Source organism: Streptomyces venetus (genome assembly GCF_039540295.1).
In the GTDB taxonomy this organism is placed as follows: Bacteria; Actinomycetota; Actinomycetes; order Streptomycetales; family Streptomycetaceae; genus Streptomyces; species Streptomyces venetus.
Window position 1 is genome coordinate 76,531 of the sequence record NZ_BAABET010000005.1, and the last position, 23,731, is coordinate 100,261.

Sequence of the window (23,731 nt, forward strand, 5' to 3'; positions counted from 1 at the left end):
CCCTGCCGACACCCCCTAATGTGCAGGACCCGTGTTAAGCGGGTGCTGCGCGGACGTGACACGCTCGTACCACTTCCGCGAAGTCCACGAAGATCACGGACGCCGCAAGTTCACCCGCTTCACGGGCGATTCACCGGACGTTCGCCGTCACTTCCCGGCCCGGGCGAGGAAGGACAGCAGGTCCTGCCGGCTGACCACACCGGTCGGCTTGCCCTCGACGAGGACGATCGCCGCGTCCGCCTTGCCCAGGACGGCCATCAGGTCCGCGACCGGTTCGCCGGAGCCGACCTGGGGCAGCGGGGCGGACATGTGCTTCTCCAGCGGGTCCTCCAGCGAGGCGCTCTTGCTGAACAGCGCGTCCAGCAGCTCGCGTTCCACCACCGAGCCGACGACCTCGGCGGCCATCACGTCGGGGTGCCCGGCGCCCGGCTTGACGACGGGCATCTGCGAGACGCCGTACTCGCGCAGCACGTCGATGGCCTGGCCGACCGTCTCCTCCGGGTGCATGTGGACGAGGGAGGGCATGCGGTCGCCCTCCTTGTCGGCGAGGACGTCGCCGACGCGGGCGCTGGGGCCGGAGTCCTCCAGGAAGCCGTAGTCGGCCATCCACTCGTCGTTGAAGATCTTGCTGAGGTAGCCGCGTCCGCTGTCCGGCAGCAGGACCACCACGACGTCGTCCTCGCCGAGCCGCGCGGCGACCTCCAGCGCGGCGACGACCGCCATGCCGCAGGAGCCGCCGACCAGGAGGCCCTCCTCTTTGGCCAGGCGGCGGGTCATCTGGAAGGAGTCCTTGTCGGACACGGCGACGATCTCGTCCGCGACGGTCCGGTCGTAGGCGGTCGGCCAGAAGTCCTCACCGACGCCCTCGACGAGGTACGGCCGCCCGGAGCCGCCGGAGTAGACGGAGCCCTCGGGGTCGGCGCCGACGACCTTGACCTTGCCGTCGCTGATCTCCTTCAGGTAGCGGCCCGTCCCGGAGATGGTGCCGCCGGTGCCCACGCCCGCCACGAAGTGGGTGATCCTCCCCTCCGTCTGCTCCCACAGCTCGGGGCCGGTCGAGTGGTAGTGGGAGAGCGGGTTGTGGGGGTTGGAGTACTGGTCGGGCTTCCAGGCCCCGGGCGTCTCACGGACCAGGCGGTCGGAGACGTTGTAGTAGGAGTCCGGGTGCTCGGGGTCCACGGCGGTCGGGCACACCACGACCTCGGCGCCGTAGGCGCGCAGCACATTGATCTTGTCGAGGCTCACCTTGTCGGGGCACACGAAGACGCACTTGTACCCCTTCTGCTGCGCCACGATGGCGAGCCCGACCCCGGTGTTGCCGCTGGTCGGCTCCACGATCGTGCCGCCGGGCTTGAGCGCGCCGCTCTCCTCCGCCGCCTCGATCATGCGCAGGGCGATGCGGTCCTTCACGGAGCCGCCGGGGTTGAAGTACTCCACCTTGGCCAGGACGGTCGCCCTGATGCCCTTGGTCACGCTGTTGAGCCTCACCAGCGGGGTGTTGCCGACGAGACTGATCATCGAGTCGTGGAACTGCACCGTTGTCTCCGGATGCCGCAGAAGTGGTCTGAGTGGTGCCGCCAGCCTATGGCCTCGCGCCTCGTCATGGTCCGTGACGGTCGTTCACTCGCTGTTGAGATTGGACCACGGCCTGTACGGGGCAAGCACAGGGTGTACGGGTTCGAGGAGGTGGCGGCGACGCATGACGAGCATGTCGAGGGCGCGGGTGGCCCGGCGGATCGCGGCCGGCGCGGCGTACGGCGGTGGCGGGATCGGCCTGGCCGGGGCGGCCGCCATGGGGCTGCTGCTGGCGGAGGTGCAGCTGGCGCGACGCCGGGTGGGGGGCGGCACGTCCCCTCATGTGCCGAACGCGGACGGGCGGTACGGCGGTACGTACGCCGGTCCCGGGCAGACGCCGCTGCGGCTGACGATGCTGGGTGACTCCACGGCCGCGGGCCAGGGCGTGCACCGCTCCGGGCAGACCCCGGGGGCGCTGCTCGCCTCGGGCGTCGCGGCACTGGCGGAACGCCCGGTCGAGTTGCGCACGGTGGCGACGCCCGGGGCCCGCTCGGACGATCTGGACCGCCAGGTGGCCCTGGTGCTGGCCGGACCCGTGCCCGACATCTGCGTGATCATGATCGGCGCGAACGACGTCACCCACCGCATGCCCGCGACCCGCTCGGTGCGCTGTCTCGCGTCGGCGGTACGGCGGCTGCGCACGGCCGGTGCCGAGGTCGTGGTCGGCACCTGTCCCGACCTGGGCACCATCGAGCCGGTCCGGCAGCCCCTGCGCTGGCTGGCCCGACGGACGTCCCGCCAGCTGGCGGCCGCCCAGACGATCGGAGTCGTCGAACAGGGCGGCCGCACCGTGTCCCTGGGCGACCTGCTGGGCCCCGAGTTCGCCGCGAACCCTCGTGAGCTGTTCGGCCCGGACAGCTACCACCCCTCCGTCGAGGGCTATGCGACGGCGGCGATGGCGGTCCTGCCGACCGTCTGCGCCGCGCTCGGCCTGTGGCCGGCCGAGGAGGAGCGTCCGGACGCCTCCCGCCGCGAGGGCTTCCTGCCGGTGGCACGGGCGGCGGCGGAGGCCGCCTCGGAGGCGGGTACGGAGGTCACGGCCGCCCTGCCGACCGGGCCGCGGGGCCCGTGGGCGCTGCTGAAACGCCGGCGGCGCAGGCGGGTACCCGAGCAGGAACCGGCCCCGGCCACGCCCTCGAGCTGACTCGGGTCGAGGAGACCGAACCGGAGCACCAGGAAAAGCAAGCGCTTAGAAAGATGCGGCCAGGGTCACACCGCAACACCCGTGACCCAGCCCATACGTACGGGTAACTTCCCAGACAGCCCAGCCAGACCACCCGGTACGTCAATGGAGCCGTGATGCCCGAAGCCGTGATCGTCTCAGCCGCCCGCTCCCCCATCGGCCGCGCCGTCAAGGGCTCCCTCAAGGACATACGCCCGGACGACCTCGCCGCCACCATCGTGCAGGCCGCCCTCGCGAAGGTCCCCGAGCTGGACCCGAAGGACATCGACGACCTGATGCTCGGCTGCGGCCTGCCCGGCGGCGAGCAGGGCCACAACCTCGGCCGCATCGTGGCCGTACAGATGGGCATGGACCACCTGCCGGGCTGTACCGTCACCCGGTACTGCTCCTCGTCCCTGCAGACCTCCCGTATGGCCCTGCACGCCATCAAGGCCGGCGAGGGCGACGTCTTCATCTCGGCCGGTGTCGAGACGGTCTCCCGGTACGCGTTCGGCAGCTCCGACACCCCCGAGACGCACAACCCGCTCTTCGCCGACGCCGAGGCCCGCACCGTCGCGACCGCCCGGTCCGAGGGCTCCACCTGGCACGACCCGCGCGAGGACGGCCTGCTGCCCGACCCGTACATCGCGATGGGCCAGACCGCCGAGAACCTGGCCCGCGCCAAGGGCGTCACCCGCCAGGACATGGACGAGTTCGGCGTCCGCTCGCAGAACCTCGCCGAAGAGGCCATCAAGAACGGCTTCTGGGAGCGCGAGATCACCCCGGTGACCCTCCCCGACGGCACGGTCGTCGCCAAGGACGACGGCCCTCGCGCCGGCGTCACCCTGGAGGCCGTCCAGGGCCTCAAGCCGGTCTTCCGCCCCGACGGCCTGGTCACGGCCGGCAACTGCTGCCCGCTGAACGACGGCGCCGCCGCGCTCGTCGTCATGTCCGACACCAAGGCCCGCGAGCTCGGCCTCACTCCGCTCGCCCGGATCGTGTCGACCGGCGTCTCCGGCCTCTCCCCCGAGATCATGGGTCTCGGTCCGGTCGAGGCGAGCAAGCAGGCCCTCAAGCGGGCCGGGCTGACCATCGACGACATCGACCTGGTGGAGATCAACGAGGCGTTCGCCGCCCAGGTGATCCCCTCCTACCGCGAGCTCGGCATCCCGCTGGAGAAGCTGAACGTCAACGGCGGCGCCATCGCCGTCGGCCACCCCTTCGGCATGACCGGCGCCCGCATCACCACCACGCTCATCAACTCCCTCCAGTTCCACGACAAGCAGTTCGGTCTGGAGACGATGTGCGTCGGCGGCGGCCAGGGCATGGCCATGGTCATCGAACGCCTCAGCTGAGCTCCGCACCGTAGCCACAGCGGCACCGCCCGTGAGGCAATGGCCCAGAACCCGGAAAGCATCAGGGTTCTGGGCCCTTTTGTGATCCAATCTCCCCCAGGATGTGACCTATCTCCCTCCGTACGGGGAGAGCCGCAGGTCACAGTCGTCACACCCCCTCCCCCGGGACCGAAGGCCTGTCCGTTTCGTGACGTTACGCACTGACAGCTGCTTAGTCCGCCCTTCAAGCTGATGTAGGAAGTCGGGGGTCGACATTGAAACCGGGAGTACGTCAGTGAGCGCCATGCCGATCGCGTTGCTGGTCACCACGGCCGCCACGGGCGCCGTGGGTGTCGCCGTCCTGCGCACCGTCCTCCAGCTGCGCCGACAGGTGGCCGCCCTGCACACCGCGCTGGCCGAGAACCGCGCCGCCATGACCCGCGCCCTGCTGCCCGCCGCACGTACCGCTGACGCGGACGAGATACGGGCCGCCGTGGCCGCGGCGCTCGCCGAGGAACGGGAGCGCGAGCTCGCCGAGGCGCGGGCGTTCTGGGCCGCCCAGGAGACCCGTGACGCCTCCGACGCGCCGTCCCTGCTGGGCCTGCCCGACACCGACCTGTTCCTGCCCCGGCAGGCCGATTTCGCGGGTCTGGAGCCGGTGTCCGAGCCGGGCGCGGACACCGAGGAGCCGGCCGGTGAGTCCGCCGAGCTGGCCGCGGCCCGCCGACGCCACCCCTCCCACCCCGACTTCGTGCCGAACCCCTCGCCGGTGGTGAACGACCACGAGCGCACGGTCGCCACCCTGGAGGAGCTGGCGGCCTCCCGCGTCGAACTGACGGACGTCCGCCCGGGCCCCCTGGGCACCCTCGACGTCTACGTCTTCGCCGACGGCACGACCCTGTGCATGACCCCCGGCCACCGCGAGACCGCGGAACGCCTCGCCACCGCCCTGCGCACAGGCAAGACCCCGACCCTCCTGGGCGGCTCGGGGGTCTCGGGCGCGTACTCACTCACGTTCGAGTGCGGCGAGGAGAACGTCTACATCCTGGCGGACCGGGTCATCGCGTCCCTGTAGGGAAGCGCCACCAAAGGGGCGCCTAAACCCCCGCCCGCTTCTGCGCCTCCTCCACCACCCTCACGGCGTCGTCGACGTCCGACTCACTGGGAATCACCACCGCCAGGTCATGCCCGGCCACGGTGATCTGGTCTGCGGCAGCAAACATCCCCGCATCGGGCATCTCCCGAGGCTCCACACCGGGAGCCTCCAGACGCTGCGCCCTCCGGGCCAACTCCCTGGCCAGCTCCAGAGCCTCAGCGGCAGCGCCCCGCTGCAAGCGGCTCTGGGGCGCAGCCCTCAAACGATCGGCGAAGTGATCCACCGCACGGGTCAGAGGCGTCGTATCAACCACGTCGCGAGCGTACGCGTCGCACCGGGACTGTTGCCAACGGGCGAACACTCAGGCACCGTGACCTGAAGGACCGGCTTACATCCCAGCGTCCGGAGGCGCCGATGTCCCAAGTCTTCTCCGAAGAGACCCATCGCAACATGCTCGCCCGCATCCCCCACTGCACCGGTCGTCAGATCTCCGACTGGCTCCGCACCGTCGACGAAGGCCCCGCGCTCTTCCGCTTCGAGGAAAAGGTCAGCTGGCTCCGGCACGAACACAACCTGGCGTACGGCCACGCCAAGGCGATCGTCCACGAGTACGACCTGAGGAGGGCCGCGCGCAAACTGCTCTGAGCGCGCAGACGACAAGGGCCCCGGCCGAAGCCGGGGCCCTTCGCGTACGACCGTCGAGGACTAGTCGTTGCTGTTGAGGATCGAGATGAGCCTCAGGAACTCCAGGTAGATCCACACCAGCGTCAGCGTCAGGCCGAAGGCCGCGAGCCACGCCTCCTCGCGCGGGGCGCCGTAGGCGACGCCGTCCTCGACCTGCTTGAAGTCCAGGGCGAGGAAGCAGGCGCCGAGGATGATGCCGATGACGCCGAAGACGACGCCGAGGGCACCACTGCGGAAGCCGAGGCCGTCACCGCCGCCGAACACCGCGAACAGCAGGTTCACGGTCATCAGCAGGATGAAGCCGAGCGCGGCCGCCATCACGAAGCCGTAGAAGCGCCGGTTGACGCGGATCCAGCCGGCCTTGTAGGCGATCAGCACACCGGCGAAGACCGCCATGGTGCCGATCACCGCCTGCATGGCGGCGCCGTCGGCGATGCGGTTGTCGACGATGTTGGACACGACGCCGAGGAAGACACCCTCGAACGCGGCGTACGTCAGGATCAGCGCGGGCGAGGCCTTGCGCTTGAAGGACTGCACGAACGCCAGGACCATGCCGATCAGCGCGGCGCCGATGCCGATGCCGTAGCTACGGCTGATGTTGGCGTCGTCGACCGGCAGCAGGGCCCAGGAGAGCGCCGCGGTGAGGATGAGCACACCGAGCGTGCTCGCCGTGCGCAGGACGACGTCGTCGATGGTCATCCGGCCGGTGGTGGCCGGAGCCTGCGGCGGTGCGCCGTACTGCAGGTCCTGCTGGGCGTAGGGGTTCTGCGCGTACGGGTTCTGCGCGTACGGGTCGCCCGTCGGCTGGGCGTACGGGTTGCCCTGCGTGGCAACAGCGGGACCCCCGGCCTGCGGCGCGGTGTTGAAGCCCGCGTAGCCGTTGTCGCGGCTGAACCCCCGTCGCGAGAAGACCGGGTTTCTGCTCCTCATTTCACTCCTCCATGGCCACCGTGCGTGGCCTTGGCTCAAGAGTAATAGGTAGGCAAAGGATTGACCCTAGTGCTTGGGGAGGATCTTTCCCTCGTCGTGGTGCGCAACACGCTACGCCGCCTCGTGATTCCCCTCACTGGAGGGGGGTCGTTCCTCATCCGCCGAACGGGAGACCCGTGTACCCCTCGGCCAGGTCGGTCTCGGCGGCCCGCGAGGTGGCGATGCGCTCCAGCCGCGCGAGCTGGAGCCGGTCCTCGAAACCGGTCGCGCCGGGGGCCCTGTGCAGGAGGGTGGTCATGTCGTAGGAGAACCGCTCGGCCTGCCAGATCCGGCGCAGGCAGGTCTCCGAGTAGGCGTCGAGCAGGTCCGGTGAGCCGGTCTCCTGCTGGTGGGTCAGGGCCCGGGCGAATGTCACGACGTCACCGACGGCGAGGTTCAGCCCCTTGGCCCCGGTCGGCGGCACGATGTGGGCCGCGTCACCGGCGAGGAAGAGGCGGCCGTGGCGCATGGGCTCGTGGACGTAGGAGCGCATGGGCGTCACCGACTTCTGGGTGATCGGGCCGCGCTCCAGGCGCCAGTCGTCGGCCGTCTCGAAACGGCGCTCCAGTTCGTCCCAGATCTCCTCGTCGCTCCACTCCCCGGCGTCCGTGCCGTCGGGCACCTGGAGGTAGAGGCGGGAGACGGACGGCGACCGCATGGACAGCAGGGCGAAGCCGCGGTCGTGGCGGGCGTAGACGAGTTCGTCGTGCGAGGGCGGCACGTCGGCGAGGATGCCGAGCCAGCCGAAGGGGTACGTCCGTTCGAAGACTTGGACCAGTTCGGCGGGGATCGCCTTGCGGGCCACGCCCCAGAAGCCGTCGCAGCCGACGACGTACGCGCACTCCAGGACGTCCTCGCGGCCCTCGTGCCGGAAGCGGACGCGCGGTGCGCCGGTGCCCGCGTCCTCGACGGCCAGCGCCTCCGCCTCGAACAGCAGCGGGCCGCCGTCCTGGAGTTGGAGGGCGATGAGGTCCTTGCAGACCTCGGTCTGGGCGTAGACCGTCACGGACCGGCCGCCGGTGAGGGCGGGGAAGTCGACGCGGTGGCGTCTGCGGTCGAAGCGGAGTTCGATGCCGTCGTGGCGCAGCCCCTCGCGGTCCATGCGTGCACCGGCACCGGCCGCGCGCAGTACGTCCGCCGTTCCCTGCTCCAGGATCCCGGCCCGCTGCCGCCGTTCGACATAGGCGCGGTCGCGGCTCTCCAGGACGACCGAGTCGATGCCGGCGTTGTGGAGCAGCCGGGCCAGGAGGAGGCCGGCCGGGCCCGCTCCGATGATGCCGACGGTGGCGCGCATCAGGCACCTTCTCTCACGGTTCGTTCGCGTAGTGAAAATTATTTCACTACTTTCGGATGTGAGTTTCCGACGGCATGCGCCCGCTGTCAACGGGCATGCCGTGAAGTCTTCAATGAACCATGCAGGGGTCGGAAGGTGCCCGGAGCCGGACTCGAACCGGCACGCCCGCGAAGGGGCAGCGAGGTTTAAGCTCGCCGTGTCTGCATTCCACCATCCGGGCAGGCCATGGGCTCCGCATCGAGGTTCCGAGACTATCGGGACGGGTCCCCCGAACAGCGGAAGGGTGGGCCGATGTTGTCTTATTTTATTGACGTCTGAGGGTGCATCAGCACTCGGAACGCGCCATCCGCACTTGCCAATAGCCTTGCGTGCGGCACTCGGCCGCGTATGCGGAATGACGGAATTTCACCGTCTGAACGAGGGCACTCCACCTGTTCTTGACATGGCGCCGGTTCGGTTCTCGACGCCGGGCTCCCTCAGGGACGTTCGTCATCCCCAGGTATGACGCCACCTCTTGCGGTCAGACCGAAGTCGCCCTCCGGAACCGGAACTACGGGTGACTACACGGGCGCGAGGGAACCGGACGATGGATTCAGTCCGTCCAGAACACCGTCGTCCCGACAGGAGAGTCATCCGTGACCACCGCATCCCTCGCCGACCGGACCACCACCGTGGCCGCGCGCGCCACGGATCTGTCCAAGATCTACGGACAGGGTGAGACCCAGGTGGTCGCCCTGGACCGGGTCTCCGTCGACTTCCGGCAGGCCGAGTTCACCGCGATCATGGGCCCGTCCGGCTCCGGCAAGTCCACCCTGATGCACTGCGTGGCCGGGCTGGACACCTTCTCCTCCGGGTCGGTGCGCATCGGCGACACCGAGCTCGGCTCGCTGAAGGACAAGCACCTCACCAAGCTCCGCCGGGACAAGATCGGCTTCATCTTCCAGGCGTTCAACCTGCTGCCGACCCTGACGGCCCTGGAGAACATCACCCTCCCGATGGACATCGCGGGCCGCAAGCCGGACAAGCAGTGGCTGGAGTCCGTCATCACGATGGTCGGCCTGGCGGACCGGCTCGGTCACCGGCCCTCGCAGCTCTCCGGCGGCCAGCAGCAGCGCGTCGCCGTGGCGCGGGCGCTGGCCTCCAAGCCGGAGATCATCTTCGGTGACGAGCCCACCGGGAACCTCGACTCGCGCTCCGGCGCCGAGGTGCTGGGCTTCCTGCGCAACTCCGTCCGGGAGCTGGGCCAGACGGTCGTGATGGTGACGCACGACCCGGTCGCCGCGGCCTACGCGGACCGGGTCGTCTTCCTCGCGGACGGCCGGATCGTCGACGAGCTGTACCGCCCGACGGCGGAGACGGTCCTGGACCGTATGAAGGCCTTCGACGCCAAGGGCCGTACCAGCTGATCCCTCGTCAGGACCGACAGGACTGAGAAGAAAGAACCCATGTTCCGAACCGCCTTGCGCAACGTGCTCGCGCACAAGGCCCGGCTCCTGATGACCGTCCTCGCCGTGATGCTCGGCGTGGCCTTCGTGTCGGGGACCCTGGTCTTCACCAACACCATCTCCGACGCCTTCCAGAAGAGCTCCGCCAAGGGCTTCGACCAGGTCGACGTCGCCATGACCGCTGACTACCAGGACGCCGAGGGCGACAGGGTCGGCAAGCTCCACGACCTGACCCAGAGCGTGCTCGACAAGAGCGAGCGGGTCCCCGGGGCCGAGTCCGCCATCGGCGTCGTGCAGGGCTTCACCGCCGTCGCCGACAAGGACGGCAAGCTGATCGGCCAGGGCTTCCAGTCGCAGGGCGGCAACTACTGGGGCGCCGAGGACCCCCGCTACCCGCTGGTCAGCGGACACGCGCCGAAGGGCCCGGGCGAGATCCTCATCGACTCCGAGACGGCGAAGCGCGCCGGCTACGAGGTCGGTGACACCGTGCGGATGTCGGTCGACGGCCCGGTGCTGACGCCGAAGATCACCGGCGTCTTCACCACCGACGACGGCAATGTCGCGGCCGGCGGCAGCCTCACCCTGTTCGACACCGCGACCGCCCAGAAGCTGTTCGGCAAGCCCGGCGTCTACGACCAGATCGACGTCAAGGCGAAGGCCGGTGTCACGCAGGCCGCGCTGAAGGCCGAGCTGGACAAGGCCCTGCCCGAGGGCACCGTCTCCACCACCACCGGCAAGCAGCTCGCCGACGACCAGGCGGAGTCGATCTCCCGGTCGATGAGCGGCATGCGGACGGCCCTGCTGGTCTTCGCCGGCATCGCCCTGTTCGTCGGCACGTTCATCATCGCCAACACCTTCACCATGCTGGTGGCCCAGCGCACCAAGGAGCTGGCGCTGATGCGGGCGGTCGGCGCCTCCCGCCGGCAGGTGACGCGGTCGGTGCTCATCGAGGCGTTCGTGGTCGGCGCGGTCGCCGCCGTGACCGGACTGGTCGCGGGCATCGGCATCGGGGCCGGACTGCGCTCGCTGATGGGTTCGTTCGGTGGCGGGACCGTGCCCGAGGGGCCGCTCATCATCAAGCCCACCACGATCGTCGCCGCGCTCGCGGTCGGCATCCTGGTGACCATGCTGGCCGCGTGGCTGCCGGGCCGCCGGGCCGCGAAGATCCCGCCGGTGGCGGCCATGAACAGCGTGCACGCCAAGGCCACCACCAAGTCGCTGGTGCTGCGCAACACGCTGGGCGCCCTGGTCTCGGCGGCGGGCGTCGCGGTGGTCCTGGCGGCCTCGACGATGGACGGCTCGGACGGCCAGCTGCCCATGGGCCTCGGCGCGGTGCTGCTCATCATCGGTGTGTTCATCCTGACCCCGCTGCTGTCCCGCCCGCTGATCGCCGCCGCCGCGCCGGTGCTGCGCGTCTTCGGCGTCTCCGGCAAGCTGGCCCGGCAGAACTCGGTGCGCAACCCGCGCCGTACGGCCGCCACCGCCTCCGCGCTGATGATCGGCCTGACCCTGATCACCGGCATGACGGTGATGGCGGGCAGCCTCCAGCAGGCCATCGAGAAGATGGCGTCGTCGTCCATCAAGGCGGACTACGTGGTGTCCATGGCGAACGGCAACCCGCTGTCGCCGGACGTCGAGAAGAAGCTGGAGCGGACCGACGGCGTCAGCGCCACCAGCCCCATGCTGAACGCCCAGTCCCGGATCGACGGCCGGACCGAGTACCTCACCGGCGTCAACGGCGCGGCGATCGGCGAACTGGCCGGCCCGAAGCTCGACACCGGTTCCTTCGAGGTCGGCGGCGGCCGGGTCGTCGTGGACAGCGAGACCGCCGAGTCCAACGGCTGGAAGGCCGGCTCCGTCTTCACCGCCTCCTTCGAGGACGGCGAGAAGCAGCAGCTGACGGTCGCCGGCACCTACGAGAGCAACGACTTCCTGAGCGGCGTCCTGCTCGACCAGAAGACCCTCGCCCCGCACGTGTCGGACCCGTACAACATGAAGGTCATGGTGAAGACCGCCGGCGGCCCGTCCGGCGCGACGCAGGACAAGCTGGAGAAGGCCCTCGGCACCAACCCGGCCATCAAGGTCCAGGACAAGCAGGACATCTCCAACGAGATCGCGCAGATGTTCACACTGATGCTGAACATGGTCTACGGGCTGCTCGCCATGGCGGTGATCGTGGCCGTCCTCGGTGTCATCAACACCCTGGCCATGTCGGTCTTCGAACGCTCCCAGGAGATCGGCATGCTGCGGGCGATCGGCCTGGACCGCAAGGGCATCAAGCGGATGGTCCGTCTGGAGTCCCTGGTGATCTCCCTGTTCGGCGCGGTGCTCGGCATCGGACTGGGCGTGTTCTTCGGCTGGGCGGCCGGTGAGCTGCTGGCCACGAGGATGGCCACGTACGAACTGGTCCTGCCCTGGGCGCGGATGGGCCTGTTCCTGCTGCTGGCCGCGACCGTGGGTGTCCTCGCGGCGCTGTGGCCGGCCCGGCGGGCGGCCCGGCTGAACATGCTGGAGGCCATCAAGGCGGAGTGACGGGAACGACGAAGGTCCCCTTTCCCGGCGGCGGGAAAGGGGACCTTTTGTCGTGTCAGTTCCAGGTGCGGGCGCGCAGCGGCATGCCCGAGGCCCCCGACTCCGGGGTCCGCACGGCCAGGACCTGGTTGACGCCGATGCGGTTGCGTTCGAAGGCCAGCGCGGAGGCGGCCATGTAGAGGCGCCAGACGCGGGCGCGGCCCGGGCTGGTGAGCCGCACGGCACGCGCCCAGTCTGCCTCCAGGCGGGCGACCCAGCGGCGCAGGGTCAGGGCGTAGTGCTCGCGGATCGACTCGACGTCCCGCACCTCGAAGCCGGCCCGCTCCAGCTGGGTGACGGTGCTGCCGACGGGCTGGAGCTCACCGCCGGGGAAGACGTAGGAGTCGATGAACGCGTCGACGTTGTACACCGTCTCGTCCCGCTGCGGGCGGCGGGCGATCTGGTGGTTGAGCAGCCGCCCGCCGGGCACGAGCAGCCTGTGCAGGTCGGTGGCGTAGTCCAGGTACCGCTCGGCGCCGACGTGCTCGGCCATGCCGATGGAGGAGATGGCGTCGTAGGGCCCGTCGCGGACGTCGCGGTAGTCCTGGACACGGATCTCGACCTTGTCGGTGAGGCCCTCGTCTGCGACGCGCTTGCGGGCGTAGGCGGCCTGCTCCTGGGAGAGCGTGACGCCGACGACGCTCACGCCGTGCTCGCGGGCCGCGTGGATGGCCATCGAGCCCCAGCCGCAGCCGACATCGAGGAGCCGCTGACCGGGCTTCAGGCCGAGCTTGCGGCAGACGAGTTCGAGCTTGTCGTACTGGGCCTGTTCGAGGGTGCCGTCCGGGGCGGGCCAGTAGGCGCAGGAGTACACCATGGACGGGCCGAGGACGATCTCGTAGAAGTCGTTGCCGACGTCGTAGTGGTGGCTGATGGCGCGTCTGTCGCTGCGCTTGGTGTGCAGGTGGCGGCGGGGGCTGCGGGCCTCCTCGCGCGGCGGGGCGGGCGGCAGCGGGCTCCCGGCGAGCTTGACCAGGCCGCGTACGGCGGCGCGGACCTCGGGCTCGCGCAGGGCCTGGGCGAGGGTGCGGGCGTCGTCGCCGCGCTCCCAGACGAGTCCGGCCAGCAGGTCGAGGGCGGCGTACAGATCGCCCTCGATGTCGAGTTCGCCGGCCACCCAGGCGCGGGCCAGGCCGAGTTCGCCCGGCTTCCACAGCAGGCGGCGCAGGGCGCGGCGGTTGCGTACGACCAGGGTCGGCGCACCCGGCGGACCCGCCTGCGAACCGTCCCAGGCGTGGATGCGCACGGGGAGCGGTGCTCCCAGCAACTGTGCGAAGAGGCCCTGTAGCCGCGGTGCGGCGTCTGCCATGGTGTACACCTCCGTGACAGCGAATCCCGGAATGTCCGACACCACGTAAACACCCGCGGGGCTCTGCCGCAGTCCCCGGCACGCGTCATGTCTGGGCAAAACCGCTACTTCGGCCGCGCGGTCGTGCCACGGCCGGCCCACACGCCGAAGGACCTCCCGCACCACGGATGGCGGGAGGTCCTTCGGTCAGGACGGGGCGGGACCGGGCGTCAGGAGGCCTTGGCCTTCTCCTCGGTCTTCTCCGCCTTCTTCTCGGTGGTCTTCTCCTTCGGCGGAGCGGCCACCGGGGCCGGCTTGGCGGCCTCGTAGAACTCCTCGCGCGGGGTCTCCATCGCGCCGAGGGAGACGACCTCGCGCTTGAGGAACATGCCGAGCGTCCAGTCGGCGAAGACGCGGATCTTGCGGTTCCAGGTCGGCATCGCCAGGCCGTGGTAGCCACGGTGCATGTACCAGGCGAGACGGCCCTTGAGCTTGATCTTCATCTTGCCCATGACGATCATCGCGACGCCCTTGTGGAGGCCGAGACCGGCCACCGCGCCCTTGTTGGCGTGCGAGTAGTCCTTCTGCGGGAAGCCCCGCATGCCGGACAGGACGTTGTCGCCGAGGACGCGGGCCTGACGCAGCGCGTGCTGGGCGTTCGGCGGGCACCAGGCGTTCTCGTTGCCGGCCTTGCGGCCGACGAGGTCCGGCACCTGGGCGTTGTCGCCCGCGGCCCAGATGTAGTCGGTGCCCTGGACCTGGAGGGTCGTCGCGCAGTCGACGTGGCCGCGGGGCCCGAGGGGCAGGCCGTAGCGGGACAGGACCGGGTTGGGCTTGACGCCGGCGGTCCAGACGATCGTGTTGGAGTCGACCTCGAGGCCGTTCTTCAGCACCACGTGGCCGTCGACGCAGGAGTCCATGGAGGTGGACAGGTAGACCTCGACACCGCGGCCCTCGAGGTGCTCCTTGCCGTACTTGCCGAGCTTGGGACCCACCTCGGGGAGGATCTTGTCGGCGGCGTCGACGAGGATGAAGCGCATGTCCTCACGGGACACGTTCCTGTAGTACTTCGAGGCGTCCCGGGCCATGTCCTCGACCTCGCCGATGGTCTCCGCACCGGCGAACCCGCCGCCCACGAAGACGAACGTGAGGGCCTTGCGGCGGATCTCCTCGTCGGTCGTGGAGTCGGCCTTGTCGAGCTGCTCGAGGACGTGGTTGCGCAGGCCGATGGCCTCCTCGACGCCCTTCATGCCGATGCCCTGCTCGGCGAGGCCGGGGATCGGGAAGGTGCGGGAGACCGCGCCGAGCGCGACGACGAGGTAGTCGAAGGGCAGCTCGTACGCCTCGCCGACCAGCGGGGCGACGGTGGCGACCTTGCGGTCCTGGTCGATGGTGGTGACCCGGCCGGTGAGAACCTCCGCCTTGGGCAGCACGCGTCGCAGCGGGACGACGACGTGGCGCGGGGAGATGTTGCCGGCGGCGGCTTCCGGGAGGAAGGGCTGGTAGGTCATGTACGACCGGGGGTCGACGACCGTGACGGTCGCCTCGCCGTAACGCATCTTCTTGAGGATGCGCCGAGCTGCGTACAGGCCTACGTACCCACCGCCTACTACGAGGATCCTGGGACGCTCCGTGGTGCTCATGCCATCGAGTATCCACCCGCCTCAGGGGGGTGGCTCGTGCGCCCCTTCACAAGCTCCGACAAGGGGTGTGTTATCCTCCGCGACTCGCGTGATCCATGTCATGGTGACAACCGGGATCCTTTGTGCGTCCCGAGCCGTTGTCAATGCCGCGTGAGCTGCCTCTCTGGCTCGAAGAGGCCTCCGTGAGGTGCCGCCGGAGCCCGCTTCCCGACCCCCTCCGAAGCACCCCCATATCACGCTTCTGAACGCGTTCAAGGGCTGGTTGGGCCCCCAGGTGGGTCAACCGGACCCTTGTTGTCGCTCTGGAGGGCCGAATTCCTTGTGAAGAACTTCACGAACTTTCCCGACGAGCTGTCGCCGAGGGGCCCGTCCGAGCCCCCCGGAGACGCTCATCCGTGATCCATGCCTGCTCAGAAGCGGCCTACGCCAGCGACCAGCCGATGCCGTCGAGGATGTCGTGCTCGCTCACCACGACCTCCTCCGCGCCGATCCGCTCCATGATCGACAGGAGCACGAGGGCCCCCGCACCGATCACGTCGACCCGGCCCGGGTGCATGGAGGGCACGGCCGCGCGCTCGGCGTGCGTGGAGCGCAGCAGCCACTCGGTGATCTCGCGGACCTTCTCGTGGGAGACGCGGGAGTGGTGGATGACCTCCGAGTCGTACTCGGGCAGCTCCTGGGCGATCGCCGACACGGTCGTCACGGACCCGGCCAGGCCGACCAGCGTGCGGGCCTCGCGCAGCGGAACCGTCTCCTCGGCGAGGTCGAGGGCGGCCTCGATGTCCGCGCGCATGGCCGCGATCTGCTCCTCGGTGGGCGGGTCGCTCACCACCCCGTCCCGGACCAGGTGCCGCTCGGTCATGCGGACGCAGCCGACGTCCACCGAGCGCGCCGCGCGCACCCGGTCCTCGCCGACCACGAACTCGGTGGAGCCGCCGCCGATGTCCACGACGAGGTAGGGCTTCGCGAGGTGGTCGCGCCCGGCGAGCTCCTTGGTGGCGCCGATGAAGGAGAACTCGGCCTCCTGGTCCCCGGAGATCACCTCGGGCTCGACGCCCAGGATGTCCAGCACGCCGCGCACGAACTCGTCCCGGTTCTCGGCGTCCCGGGAGGCGGAGGTCGCCACGAACCGCAGCCGCTCCGCCCCGTGCTCCTTGATGATCCCGGCGTACTCGCGGCACGCCGCGAAGGTCCGCTGCAACGCCTCGGGAGCGAGCCGGCCGGTGCGGTCGACGCCCTGCCCGAGCCGCACGATCGTCATCCGGCGGTCCAGGTCGACCAGCTCACCGGTGGCCGGGTCGGCGTCCGCGACCAGCAGGCGGATCGAGTTCGTACCGCAGTCCACGGCGGCGACACGGGTCACTTGGCGTCCTCCTCGACGGCCGTCACACACGGGCCCTTGCGCCACCACTCCGGCAGCATCGCGATCGCCTCGTCCCCGAGGGGGTTCACCCCGGGGCCCGCGGCCAGCGAGTGCGCCACCAGCACGTGCAGGCACTTCACCCGGTCCGGCATGCCGCCCGCGCTGGGGAAGTTCTTCAGCTCCTCGATCTCGTCGCGGCGCCGGACGTAGTCCTCGTGGGCCGCCCGGTAGGCCGCCGCCAGCTCCGGGTCCGCGGCCAGCCGTTCGGTCATCTCCTTCATCACGCCGTTCGCCTCCAGCGTGCCGATCGCCGAGGCGGCGCGCGGGCACGTCAGGTAGTACAGCGTGGGGAACGGCGTGCCGTCCGGCAGCCGCGGTGCCGTCTCGACGACGTCGGGCTGCCCGCACGGGCACCGGTGCGCGATCGCGCGCAGACCGCGCGGGGGCCGACCGAGCTGCTGCTTGAAGGCCTCGACGTCCGCGTCGGTGGGCTCGGTGCGCGGGGTGGTCGGCGGGGGCGTTTCCATGACTGTGTTCTGACTGTCTTTCTCTGATCGCCGGCTGGGGGTTCAGGTCACTGACCGGAGGCGTCGGACTTGTCGACGCCGTCCCAGACGTTGAGGTACCAGGGGCGGTCGGCCGCCCCGAGGTCGGTGCGCGACTGCTTCGCCGCGTGCGGGTCGACGACGATGAATCCCGTCTCCCCCGGCATCACGTAGTGCAACCGCTGCCGGATCTGCTGCTCGGCATACGCGTCGTCCTGCCAGCGCGCCTTCTGGTCGCGCAGCCGTTCGACGCGCTGCCGCGCCTGCTGCTGTTCCTTCTGGAGGTCGTCGATCTCGGCGCCCTGCGAGACGTACTCGCGCATCGGGTAGGCGAGCGCCACGATCAGCGAGCACATCACCAGGGCGAGCAGCGCGGCCCGGCCGGTCAGCCGGGAGCGGCGGGCCTGGCGCCGGGTCTGGGAGCGGTAGACCCGGGCCGCGGTCTGCTCTCCGAGCAGCCGGATCCTGGTCGCGGTGGAGAACCGGTCCCGGTCCTTCACGGCCATGTCTGCCCGCCTCCCGCTCACGTCCGATGCGCGTACGTCCCCGCACACGGTACGGGACCGAGTACGGGGACGTACGTACGACGCTTCCTCGCGGGGCCGTGCCTCAGCCCTCGCCGTGCCTACTGGCCGGCGGAGCGGAACCGCGGGAACGCGCTGCGCCCGGCGTACACCGCGGCGTCGTCGAGGATCTCCTCGATGCGCAGCAGCTGGTTGTACTTGGCGACACGCTCGGAGCGGGCCGGGGCGCCGGTCTTGATCTGGCCGCAGTTGGTGGCGACGGCCAGGTCGGCGATGGTGACGTCCTCGGTCTCGCCGGAGCGGTGGGACATCATGCACTTGAAGCCGTTGCGCTGGGCCAGCTCGACGGCGTCCAGGGTCTCGGTGAGCGAACCGATCTGGTTGACCTTGACCAGGAGCGCGTTCGCGGCGTTCTCCTCGATGCCGCGGGCGAGGCGCTCGGGGTTGGTGACGAACAGGTCGTCGCCGACGAGCTGGACCTTGTCACCGAGCTTGTCGGTGATGGTCTTCCAGCCCTCCCAGTCGTCCTCGAACAGCGGGTCCTCGATGGAGACGAGCGGGTACGCGTCGACGAGCTCGGCGTAGTACTCGGTCATCTCGGCGGCGGAGCGGGTCTTGCCCTCGAAGGTGTAGGAGCCGTCCTTGTAGAACTCGGACGCGGCCACGTCGAGGGCGAGGGCGATCTGCTCGCCGGGGGTGTAGCCGGCTTCGTTGATCGCCTCGAGGATGAGGTCGAGGGCCTCGCGGTTGGAGCCGAGGTTCGGGGCGAAGCCGCCCTCGTCGCCGAGGCCGGTGGCCAGGCCCTTGCTCTTCAGGACCTTCTTCAGCGTGTGGTAGACCTCGGCGCCCCAGCGCAGGGCCTCGGAGAACGACTCCGCGCCGATCGGGGCGATCATGAACTCCTGGATGTCCACGTTGGAGTCGGCGTGCGAGCCGCCGTTCAGGATGTTCATCATCGGCACCGGCAGCAGGTGCGCGTTCGGACCGCCCAGGTAGCGGAAGAGCGGCAGGTCGCTGGCCTCGGAGGCGGCGTGGGCGACGGCGAGGGAGACGCCGAGGATGGCGTTGGCGCCGAGGGAGCCCTTGTTGTCGGTGGCGTCCAGGTCGAACATCGCCTGGTCGATCAGGCGCTGCTCGGTGGCGTCGTAACCGACGAGCTCCGGGCCGATCTGCTCGATGACCGCGAGGACGGCCTTCTCCACACCCTTGCCGAGGTAGCGGTTCGAGTCGCCGTCGCGGAGCTCGATGGCCTCGAAGGCGCCCGTGGAGGCGCCGGACGGGACGGCGGCACGACCGGTGCTGCCGTCGTCGAGGCCGACCTCGACCTCGACCGTGGGGTTGCCTCGGGAGTCCAGGATTTCCCGGGCTACGACGACGTCGATGGACGGCACGAGCATCTCCTTCTTGATGTGACGCGGTTACGCGGGCCGCTCGGGCCCAGCGAGGTGCGGGCCGGTGGCTCGCGACATGAGCCTAACCGGCTCGCGGCGATCGGCCACCGGGTCGCCCACCCCATGGACAGAACCGAGAGTAAATTGTTTCCGAACGGAACAAAGCCGGGGCGCAAAGGCCGGCGGAAAAAACCCCGCCCCGGCGCGTACGGGGGAGGACGCACCGGGGCGGGGAGCCCGTGGGGACGGGGGCCGCCCGAGGTGGGCGGGGGCCGCTGCTTACTTCAGGTGCAGCTGCTGGCCCGTGTAGATGAGGTTGGCGTCGTCGATGATGTCCTTGTTCAGCTGGTAGAGCTTCTCCCAGCCGCCCTGGACCTTCTTCTCCTCGGCGATGGAGCTGAGGGTGTCGCCCTTGACGACCTTGTACTCGCCGTCACCCTTCTTGACCTTCTTGCCGGTCGGGGTGGTGACGGTCTTCTTGGCGGCCGGGCGCTCGTCGGAGCGGGAGGCCGGCTGCTGCTGGGTCTCGCGGGACTCGGTGCTCTGCTGCTGGCTCTGCTGCGAGGAGCTGCCGGAGTCGCTCGAGGAGCCGCCGCCGGTGGAGGCGCCCGACAGGCCCTTGCCGCAGACCGGCCAGGCGCCCTTGCCCTGGCTCGCCAGGACCTTCTCGGCGACCTGGATCTGCTGGTCCTTGCTGGCCTGGTCGGCGGTCGAGGCGTACTGGGTGCCGCCGTACGCGGACCAGGTGGAGGCGGAGAACTGCAGACCGCCGTAGTAGCCGTTGCCGGTGTTGATGGACCAGTTGCCGCCGGACTCGCACTGGGCGACGGTGTCCCACTCGGAGGTGGTGGCGGCGGAGGCGGTGCCGGTCGCCATCAGCGGGGCGGCGACGGCGGCGCCGGTGACACCGGCGACGGCGATGGCACGGCTGGCCTTGGACGGACGGCGGTGCTTGCCCTTGCTGGAAAACAGCATGGAGAGATCCCCTCACCGACGCCTGCGAGGTGAGCTGTCGGGTTCGGGCCGGTTGAGTTGCCCGGCCGCGCCCCTCCCGGGACACGGCTTCACCCCTAGCCCTTCCGGCACAAGTGGCCGGTCGGGCACCTACCTTGGGTCCCCCGCTCCTGCCTACGGCGCTTGACGCGACGACTGTTCCCGTACGGCCGCTGGCAGGATTCGGCGTTGCGGCAGCCGGGGCTCGTGGTGACGAGCGGTCACGACGTTAGGCACGGGATCCGCGGAATTTCAAAGACGATCAAGGCTTCTGAGATCTATCTCTCACGGACCCCAAACGGGACATTCGCCGCGAACCATGACGCGAACTCGTGGGGTTACGGGGTGACTTCCGCCCCCGTTTCCGCACTGCCCGAACAGCTACTTCTCGTCCGCTTCGCCCTCCACCGCGAGCTTCTCACCGGGACGGATGAGGTTCGGGTCGTCGCCGACGGCCTTCTTGTTGCCGTCGTAGAGCTCGTGCCATCCGCCGCTGATGTCAAGGGAGTCGGCGATGGACCAGAGGCTGTCGCCGACACCCACGATGTAGGCGCCTTCGGAGGCGTCACGGGAACTCTCGGCGCCGCGCGAGGCGTGACGGCCCGTGGACTCGTCCGCACGGCCGCTGTCGGACGTCGAGGTTTCGTCGGCGCTGGGGCCGCGGTGCCTGCCGGAGCCCGTGTCGGCCGGCGCCGAGGAGTCGCCGCCCTGCTTGGAGTCGGACGTGTCACGCTCGGGGGTGGCCGACGGAGAGCTGCCGGGCTGCTGCTTCTGCGACGACTCCCCGGATTCACCCGAATTGCCGGACTTGCCGGTCTCGTCCTTCGAGTCCGACGACGTGTCGGGCGACGACGACGGGGAAGAGGAGGGGTCGTCGGAGGGGGAGGAACCGAGCGAGTCGAGCAGACCGGGCGAGTCCGTCGAACCGGAGGAGTCGGAGGAGGAGTCGGAGGAGTCCGATCCCTTGCCCTGCTCCAGGCCGGAGAGCAGCCCGCAGGTACGCCAGGCGCCGACTCCCTGGTCGGCGAGGATTCTCTCGGCCACGGCTATCTGCTGGGAGCGGCTGGCCAGGTCGGCGCTCGCCGCGTAGTCGAGGCCACCGTTGTTCTCCCAGTCCTCCTGGGAGATCGCGAGGCCGCCGTAGTAGCCGTTGCCGCTGTTCTGGCTCCAGGCGCCGCCGGTCTCACAGTCCGCGACCCGGTCCCAGGTCGTGCCGTCGGCCGCGCTGGCGCCGGAGGCTCCGAGGAGCGGGATCGCGATGGCGGAGCCGGTCACTCCGGCCGCGAGGAGGAGAGCCGGAGCCTGGCGGGGGCGACGGTGCCGACCGTTCCCGGAGAGCATACGGAGACCTTTCGCGAGGGAAGCAGTGACCGGCGCGGCGCAGGTGACCCTGGCGCGCTGATGGGTGAACGTATCGGCAGACGATCACTTGTCACAAGTTCATGCCGCGTAGATCACGTGAAGATCACAGTGCTGATGTTTCGTCACTCTTGGCCGGCGCGAACTCCACCGGCAGCGTGCGCAGCCCGCGCATGATGAGGCCGCCGCGCCATCTCAGCTCGGCCGGATCCACCGCGAGCCGCAGGTCGGGGAGGCGGGTGAGGAGGGTGGCGAGCGCGGTCTGGCCCTCCAGCCGGGCGAGCGGGGCGCCGAGGCAGTAGTGGATGCCGTGGCCGTAGCCGAGGTGCTGGTTGTCGCGGCGGGAGAGATCGAGCACATCCGGGTCCGTGAACCGCTCCGGGTCCCGGTCGGCGGCGGCAAGGACCACGAGGACCGGGTCGCCTGCCGCGATGCGCTGCCCGCCGATGGTGAGCGGCTCGGTGGCGAAGCGCCAGGTGGCGAGCTCGACGGGACCGTCGTAGCGCAGCAGTTCCTCGACGCCGGTCTCCAGGAGCGCGGTGTCGTGGGCGGCCAGGGACCGCTGGAGCCGCTCGCGCTGCTCGGGGTGGGTGAGCAGGGCGTAGGTGCCGTTGCCGATGAGGTTGACGGTCGTCTCGAAACCGGCGAACAGCAGGATGAAGGCCATGGCCGCGGCCTCGTTCTCGGTGAGGTGCTCACCGTGGTCGGAGGCGCGGATGAGCCCGGAGATGAGGTCCTCGCCCGGGGCGGGTTCCGCGGGCAGCGCCTCCCGCTTGCGGTGGATCAGATCGGCGAGGTAGCCGCGCATCTTCTTCACGGACCGCGCCACCCCGCCCCGGGGCCCGCCCTGGTGACGGATCATCATGCCCGCCCAGTCGCGGAAGTCGTCCTGGTCCTCGCGAGGGACGCCGAGCAGGTCGCAGATGGCGTAGATGGGGAGCGGAAACGCGAACTCGTGGATGAGGTCGGCGGACCCCTTCTGCGCGAACCCGTCGATGAGACGGTCGGTCAGCTCCTGCACCCGTGGCGCGAACTCGGCGACCCGGCGGGGTGTGAACGCCTTGGACACCAGCCGCCGCAGCCGGGTGTGGTCCGGCGGGTCGATGTTCAGCAGATGCGTCATCAGCTCGGCCTTGCGCTCGCCGGGGATTCCGGTCTTGCCCTTGGCGTGCGCGGGCTCGGCGTGGTGCGCCGGGTTCTTGGAGAGACGGTGGTCGGCGAGGGTCTGCTTGGCGTCGGCGTACCGCGTGACCAGCCAGGCCTCCACACCGCTGGGAAGCCGCGTCCTGTGGACGGGGCTGTGCTCGCGGAGCCAGGCGTAGGCGGGGTAGGGGTCGCTCGCGAACTCCCAGGTGAAGAGGTCGGGAGCGGCGGGAGTGCTGGGCTGGGGCTGGTCGGTCACTCCTCGACGGTATCCGGCGTGCCGCGGGCCCCCTGCCCGCCCCGGGGCCTGCTCAGCCCTCGGCCTCCCGTATGGCGTCCCGGTACGCGCGGGCCGCCGCCCTCAGGGCCGCCTCCGGGTCCACGCCCTCCGACTCCGCGCGGACCGCCAGGGCCAGCAGCTCGTAGCCGATGCCCTCGACGGGCGGGAGCGGTATGTCCAGGTGCGCGGTGCGGGCGCGGGACGCCAGCTTGGCGGCGAGCGCCAGGCCGGGCTGGCCCAGGGGGATGCCCTCGGTGACCGAGGTGCGCTGCTTCTCGACCGCCTTGGTGCGCAGCCAGTGCGCCTTGACCTCCTCGGGCGTGGTGGCCGTCGCGTCACCGAAGACGTGCGGGTGGCGGTGGATCAGCTTGGCGACGATGCCGGCGGCCACGTCGTCGATGGAGAAGGCGTCCTCCCCGTCCTCCGGGCGGCCCTCCTCCGCGATCCGGGCGTGGAAGACGACCTGGAGGAGGACGTCACCGAGCTCCTCGCGCAGCTCGTCGCGGTCGCCCTCCTCGATCGCCTCGACGAGTTCGTACGCCTCCTCGATGCCGTACTTGGCGAGGCCCTTGTGGGTCTGCTGGGACGACCACGGGCACTCGGCGCGGATGCGGTCCATGACCTGGACGAGGTCGAGGAGGCGGGCGCCGGGCAGGTCGTAGGAGGCGGGGAGCAGTTCCAGCTCGGGCATGGCGACGCGTCCGCCGCCGGCGAGGCGGGCCAGGCCGTCCGTCAGGGCGGGCTCGCCCTCGCCCGTCGCCACCACGACCACCGTGCGGCCCCCGGCGCAGGCGCCGACCAGTTCCTCGGCGGTCGGGGACGCCTCGTCCACCGCTATGCCGGCCTCGCGCAGGTAGGGCAGCTGCGGATGGGCGCCGTCCGCGCACAGCACCCGGTCGGCCGCGTGCAGGGCCTGCCAGGCGGGCCAGGACAGCAGGCCGGGGGCGACGCGGTGGCTGGTGGTGAGCAGGACGATGCGGCCCGGGGCGGAGTCGGTCGCCTGGTCGGGGCCAGGGGCCTGGGCGGGGCCCGGGGTGGCTTCGGGGCTGTTGGCGTTCACGGTTCGAAACTA

Annotated in this window: 20 protein-coding genes, 1 tRNA gene and 1 riboswitch; of the genes, 6 read left to right on the plus strand and 15 right to left on the minus strand. The window is 70.3% G+C overall.

The genetic code is table 11. The features are described 5' to 3' along the window. Nucleotides 1-147: 147 nt before the first annotated feature. Complete coding sequence (locus ABEA82_RS17435) at nt 148-1,536, minus strand: cystathionine beta-synthase (protein WP_345662438.1); 1,389 nt, start codon at nt 1,534-1,536, stop codon at nt 148-150. Nucleotides 1,537-1,699: 163 nt separating this feature from the next. On the opposite strand from ABEA82_RS17435, the gene ABEA82_RS17440 reads away from it, so the two are divergent. From ABEA82_RS17440 to ABEA82_RS17450, 3 genes are all read left to right on the plus strand, one after another. Continuing rightward, a complete protein-coding gene (locus tag ABEA82_RS17440; protein WP_345662439.1) occupies nt 1,700-2,719 on the plus strand; it encodes an SGNH/GDSL hydrolase family protein in 1,020 nt (339 codons plus the stop codon). Nucleotides 2,720-2,874: 155 nt separating this feature from the next. Continuing rightward, on the plus strand, nt 2,875-4,092 hold the full coding sequence (locus ABEA82_RS17445; RefSeq protein ID WP_345662440.1) for an acetyl-CoA C-acetyltransferase: 1,218 nt from the start codon (nt 2,875-2,877) through the stop codon (nt 4,090-4,092). 274 nt (nt 4,093-4,366) lie between these two features. Beyond that, on the plus strand, nt 4,367-5,146 hold the full coding sequence (locus ABEA82_RS17450) for a hypothetical protein (protein WP_345662441.1): 780 nt from the start codon (nt 4,367-4,369) through the stop codon (nt 5,144-5,146). Nucleotides 5,147-5,168: 22 nt separating this feature from the next. On the opposite strand, the gene ABEA82_RS17455 is transcribed toward ABEA82_RS17450, so the two are convergent. Continuing rightward, nucleotides 5,169-5,480 (minus strand): hypothetical protein, encoded by a 312-nt coding sequence (locus ABEA82_RS17455; RefSeq protein WP_345662442.1) that lies wholly within the window; start codon nt 5,478-5,480, stop codon nt 5,169-5,171. A 101-nt stretch (nt 5,481-5,581) separates the two neighbouring features. On the opposite strand from ABEA82_RS17455, the gene ABEA82_RS17460 reads away from it, so the two are divergent. Beyond that, complete coding sequence (locus tag ABEA82_RS17460) at nt 5,582-5,812, plus strand: DUF4287 domain-containing protein (protein ID WP_003990751.1); 231 nt, start codon at nt 5,582-5,584, stop codon at nt 5,810-5,812. Between the two features lie 60 nt (nt 5,813-5,872). Here ABEA82_RS17460 and ABEA82_RS17465 read toward each other — a convergent pair whose 3' ends face one another. The 3 genes from ABEA82_RS17465 to ABEA82_RS17475 all read right to left on the minus strand — a co-directional run bounded on the left by ABEA82_RS17465 (nt 5,873) and on the right by ABEA82_RS17475 (nt 8,334). Further along, nucleotides 5,873-6,781, minus strand: a complete 909-nt coding sequence (locus tag ABEA82_RS17465) for a Bax inhibitor-1/YccA family protein (RefSeq protein ID WP_345662443.1) — start codon at nt 6,779-6,781, stop codon at nt 5,873-5,875. 154 nt (nt 6,782-6,935) lie between these two features. Then, nucleotides 6,936-8,114, minus strand: a complete 1,179-nt coding sequence (locus ABEA82_RS17470; RefSeq protein ID WP_345662444.1) for a 4-hydroxybenzoate 3-monooxygenase — start codon at nt 8,112-8,114, stop codon at nt 6,936-6,938. A 136-nt stretch (nt 8,115-8,250) separates the two neighbouring features. Next, nucleotides 8,251-8,334 (minus strand) — tRNA-Leu (locus ABEA82_RS17475). A gap of 415 nt (nt 8,335-8,749) precedes the next feature. Here ABEA82_RS17475 and ABEA82_RS17480 point away from each other — a divergent pair. Both ABEA82_RS17480 and ABEA82_RS17485 read left to right on the plus strand, forming a co-directional pair. Then, nucleotides 8,750-9,520: an ABC transporter ATP-binding protein gene (locus ABEA82_RS17480; protein WP_345662446.1), complete on the plus strand. Its 771-nt coding sequence runs from the start codon at nt 8,750-8,752 to the stop codon at nt 9,518-9,520. A gap of 39 nt (nt 9,521-9,559) precedes the next feature. Continuing rightward, on the plus strand, nt 9,560-12,091 hold the full coding sequence (locus tag ABEA82_RS17485; protein WP_345662447.1) for an ABC transporter permease: 2,532 nt from the start codon (nt 9,560-9,562) through the stop codon (nt 12,089-12,091). A 55-nt stretch (nt 12,092-12,146) separates the two neighbouring features. On the opposite strand, the gene ABEA82_RS17490 is transcribed toward ABEA82_RS17485, so the two are convergent. The 10 genes from ABEA82_RS17490 to ABEA82_RS17535 form a co-directional block, all read right to left on the minus strand. Next, nucleotides 12,147-13,439, minus strand: a complete 1,293-nt coding sequence (locus tag ABEA82_RS17490) for a class I SAM-dependent methyltransferase (protein ID WP_345662448.1) — start codon at nt 13,437-13,439, stop codon at nt 12,147-12,149. Between the two features lie 209 nt (nt 13,440-13,648). Then, nucleotides 13,649-15,061 (minus strand): NAD(P)/FAD-dependent oxidoreductase, encoded by a 1,413-nt coding sequence (locus tag ABEA82_RS17495; protein WP_345662449.1) that lies wholly within the window; start codon nt 15,059-15,061, stop codon nt 13,649-13,651. A gap of 421 nt (nt 15,062-15,482) precedes the next feature. After that, nucleotides 15,483-16,424 carry a Ppx/GppA phosphatase family protein gene (locus ABEA82_RS17500; RefSeq protein WP_345662450.1) on the minus strand — a complete coding sequence of 314 codons (942 nt, stop codon included), beginning with the start codon at nt 16,422-16,424 and terminating at the stop codon, nt 15,483-15,485. Next, nucleotides 16,421-16,951 carry a DUF501 domain-containing protein gene (locus ABEA82_RS17505; protein ID WP_345662451.1) on the minus strand — a complete coding sequence of 177 codons (531 nt, stop codon included), beginning with the start codon at nt 16,949-16,951 and terminating at the stop codon, nt 16,421-16,423. Before ABEA82_RS17505 ends, ABEA82_RS17500 begins: the two co-directional genes overlap by 4 nt. Before the next feature lie 47 nt (nt 16,952-16,998). After that, a complete protein-coding gene (locus ABEA82_RS17510) occupies nt 16,999-17,475 on the minus strand; it encodes an FtsB family cell division protein (protein WP_345662452.1) in 477 nt (158 codons plus the stop codon). Nucleotides 17,476-17,594: 119 nt separating this feature from the next. Then, a complete protein-coding gene (gene eno, locus ABEA82_RS17515) occupies nt 17,595-18,884 on the minus strand; it encodes a phosphopyruvate hydratase (RefSeq protein ID WP_345662453.1) in 1,290 nt (429 codons plus the stop codon). 279 nt (nt 18,885-19,163) lie between these two features. Then, nucleotides 19,164-19,859: a transglycosylase family protein gene (locus ABEA82_RS17520; protein ID WP_345662454.1), complete on the minus strand. Its 696-nt coding sequence runs from the start codon at nt 19,857-19,859 to the stop codon at nt 19,164-19,166. Between the two features lie 4 nt (nt 19,860-19,863). Continuing rightward, nucleotides 19,864-20,030, minus strand: a riboswitch (cyclic di-AMP (ydaO/yuaA leader). Between the two features lie 228 nt (nt 20,031-20,258). After that, nucleotides 20,259-21,218, minus strand: coding sequence for a LysM peptidoglycan-binding domain-containing protein (locus ABEA82_RS17525; protein ID WP_345662455.1), 960 nt, complete (start codon nt 21,216-21,218; stop codon nt 20,259-20,261). 124 nt (nt 21,219-21,342) lie between these two features. Next, nucleotides 21,343-22,638, minus strand: coding sequence for a cytochrome P450 family protein (locus ABEA82_RS17530; protein ID WP_345662456.1), 1,296 nt, complete (start codon nt 22,636-22,638; stop codon nt 21,343-21,345). A 52-nt stretch (nt 22,639-22,690) separates the two neighbouring features. Further along, the gene (locus ABEA82_RS17535) at nt 22,691-23,719 is read right to left on the minus strand and encodes a nucleoside triphosphate pyrophosphohydrolase (protein ID WP_345662457.1); all 1,029 of its coding nucleotides are present in this window, start codon (nt 23,717-23,719) and stop codon (nt 22,691-22,693) included. Nucleotides 23,720-23,731 lie beyond the last annotated feature (12 nt).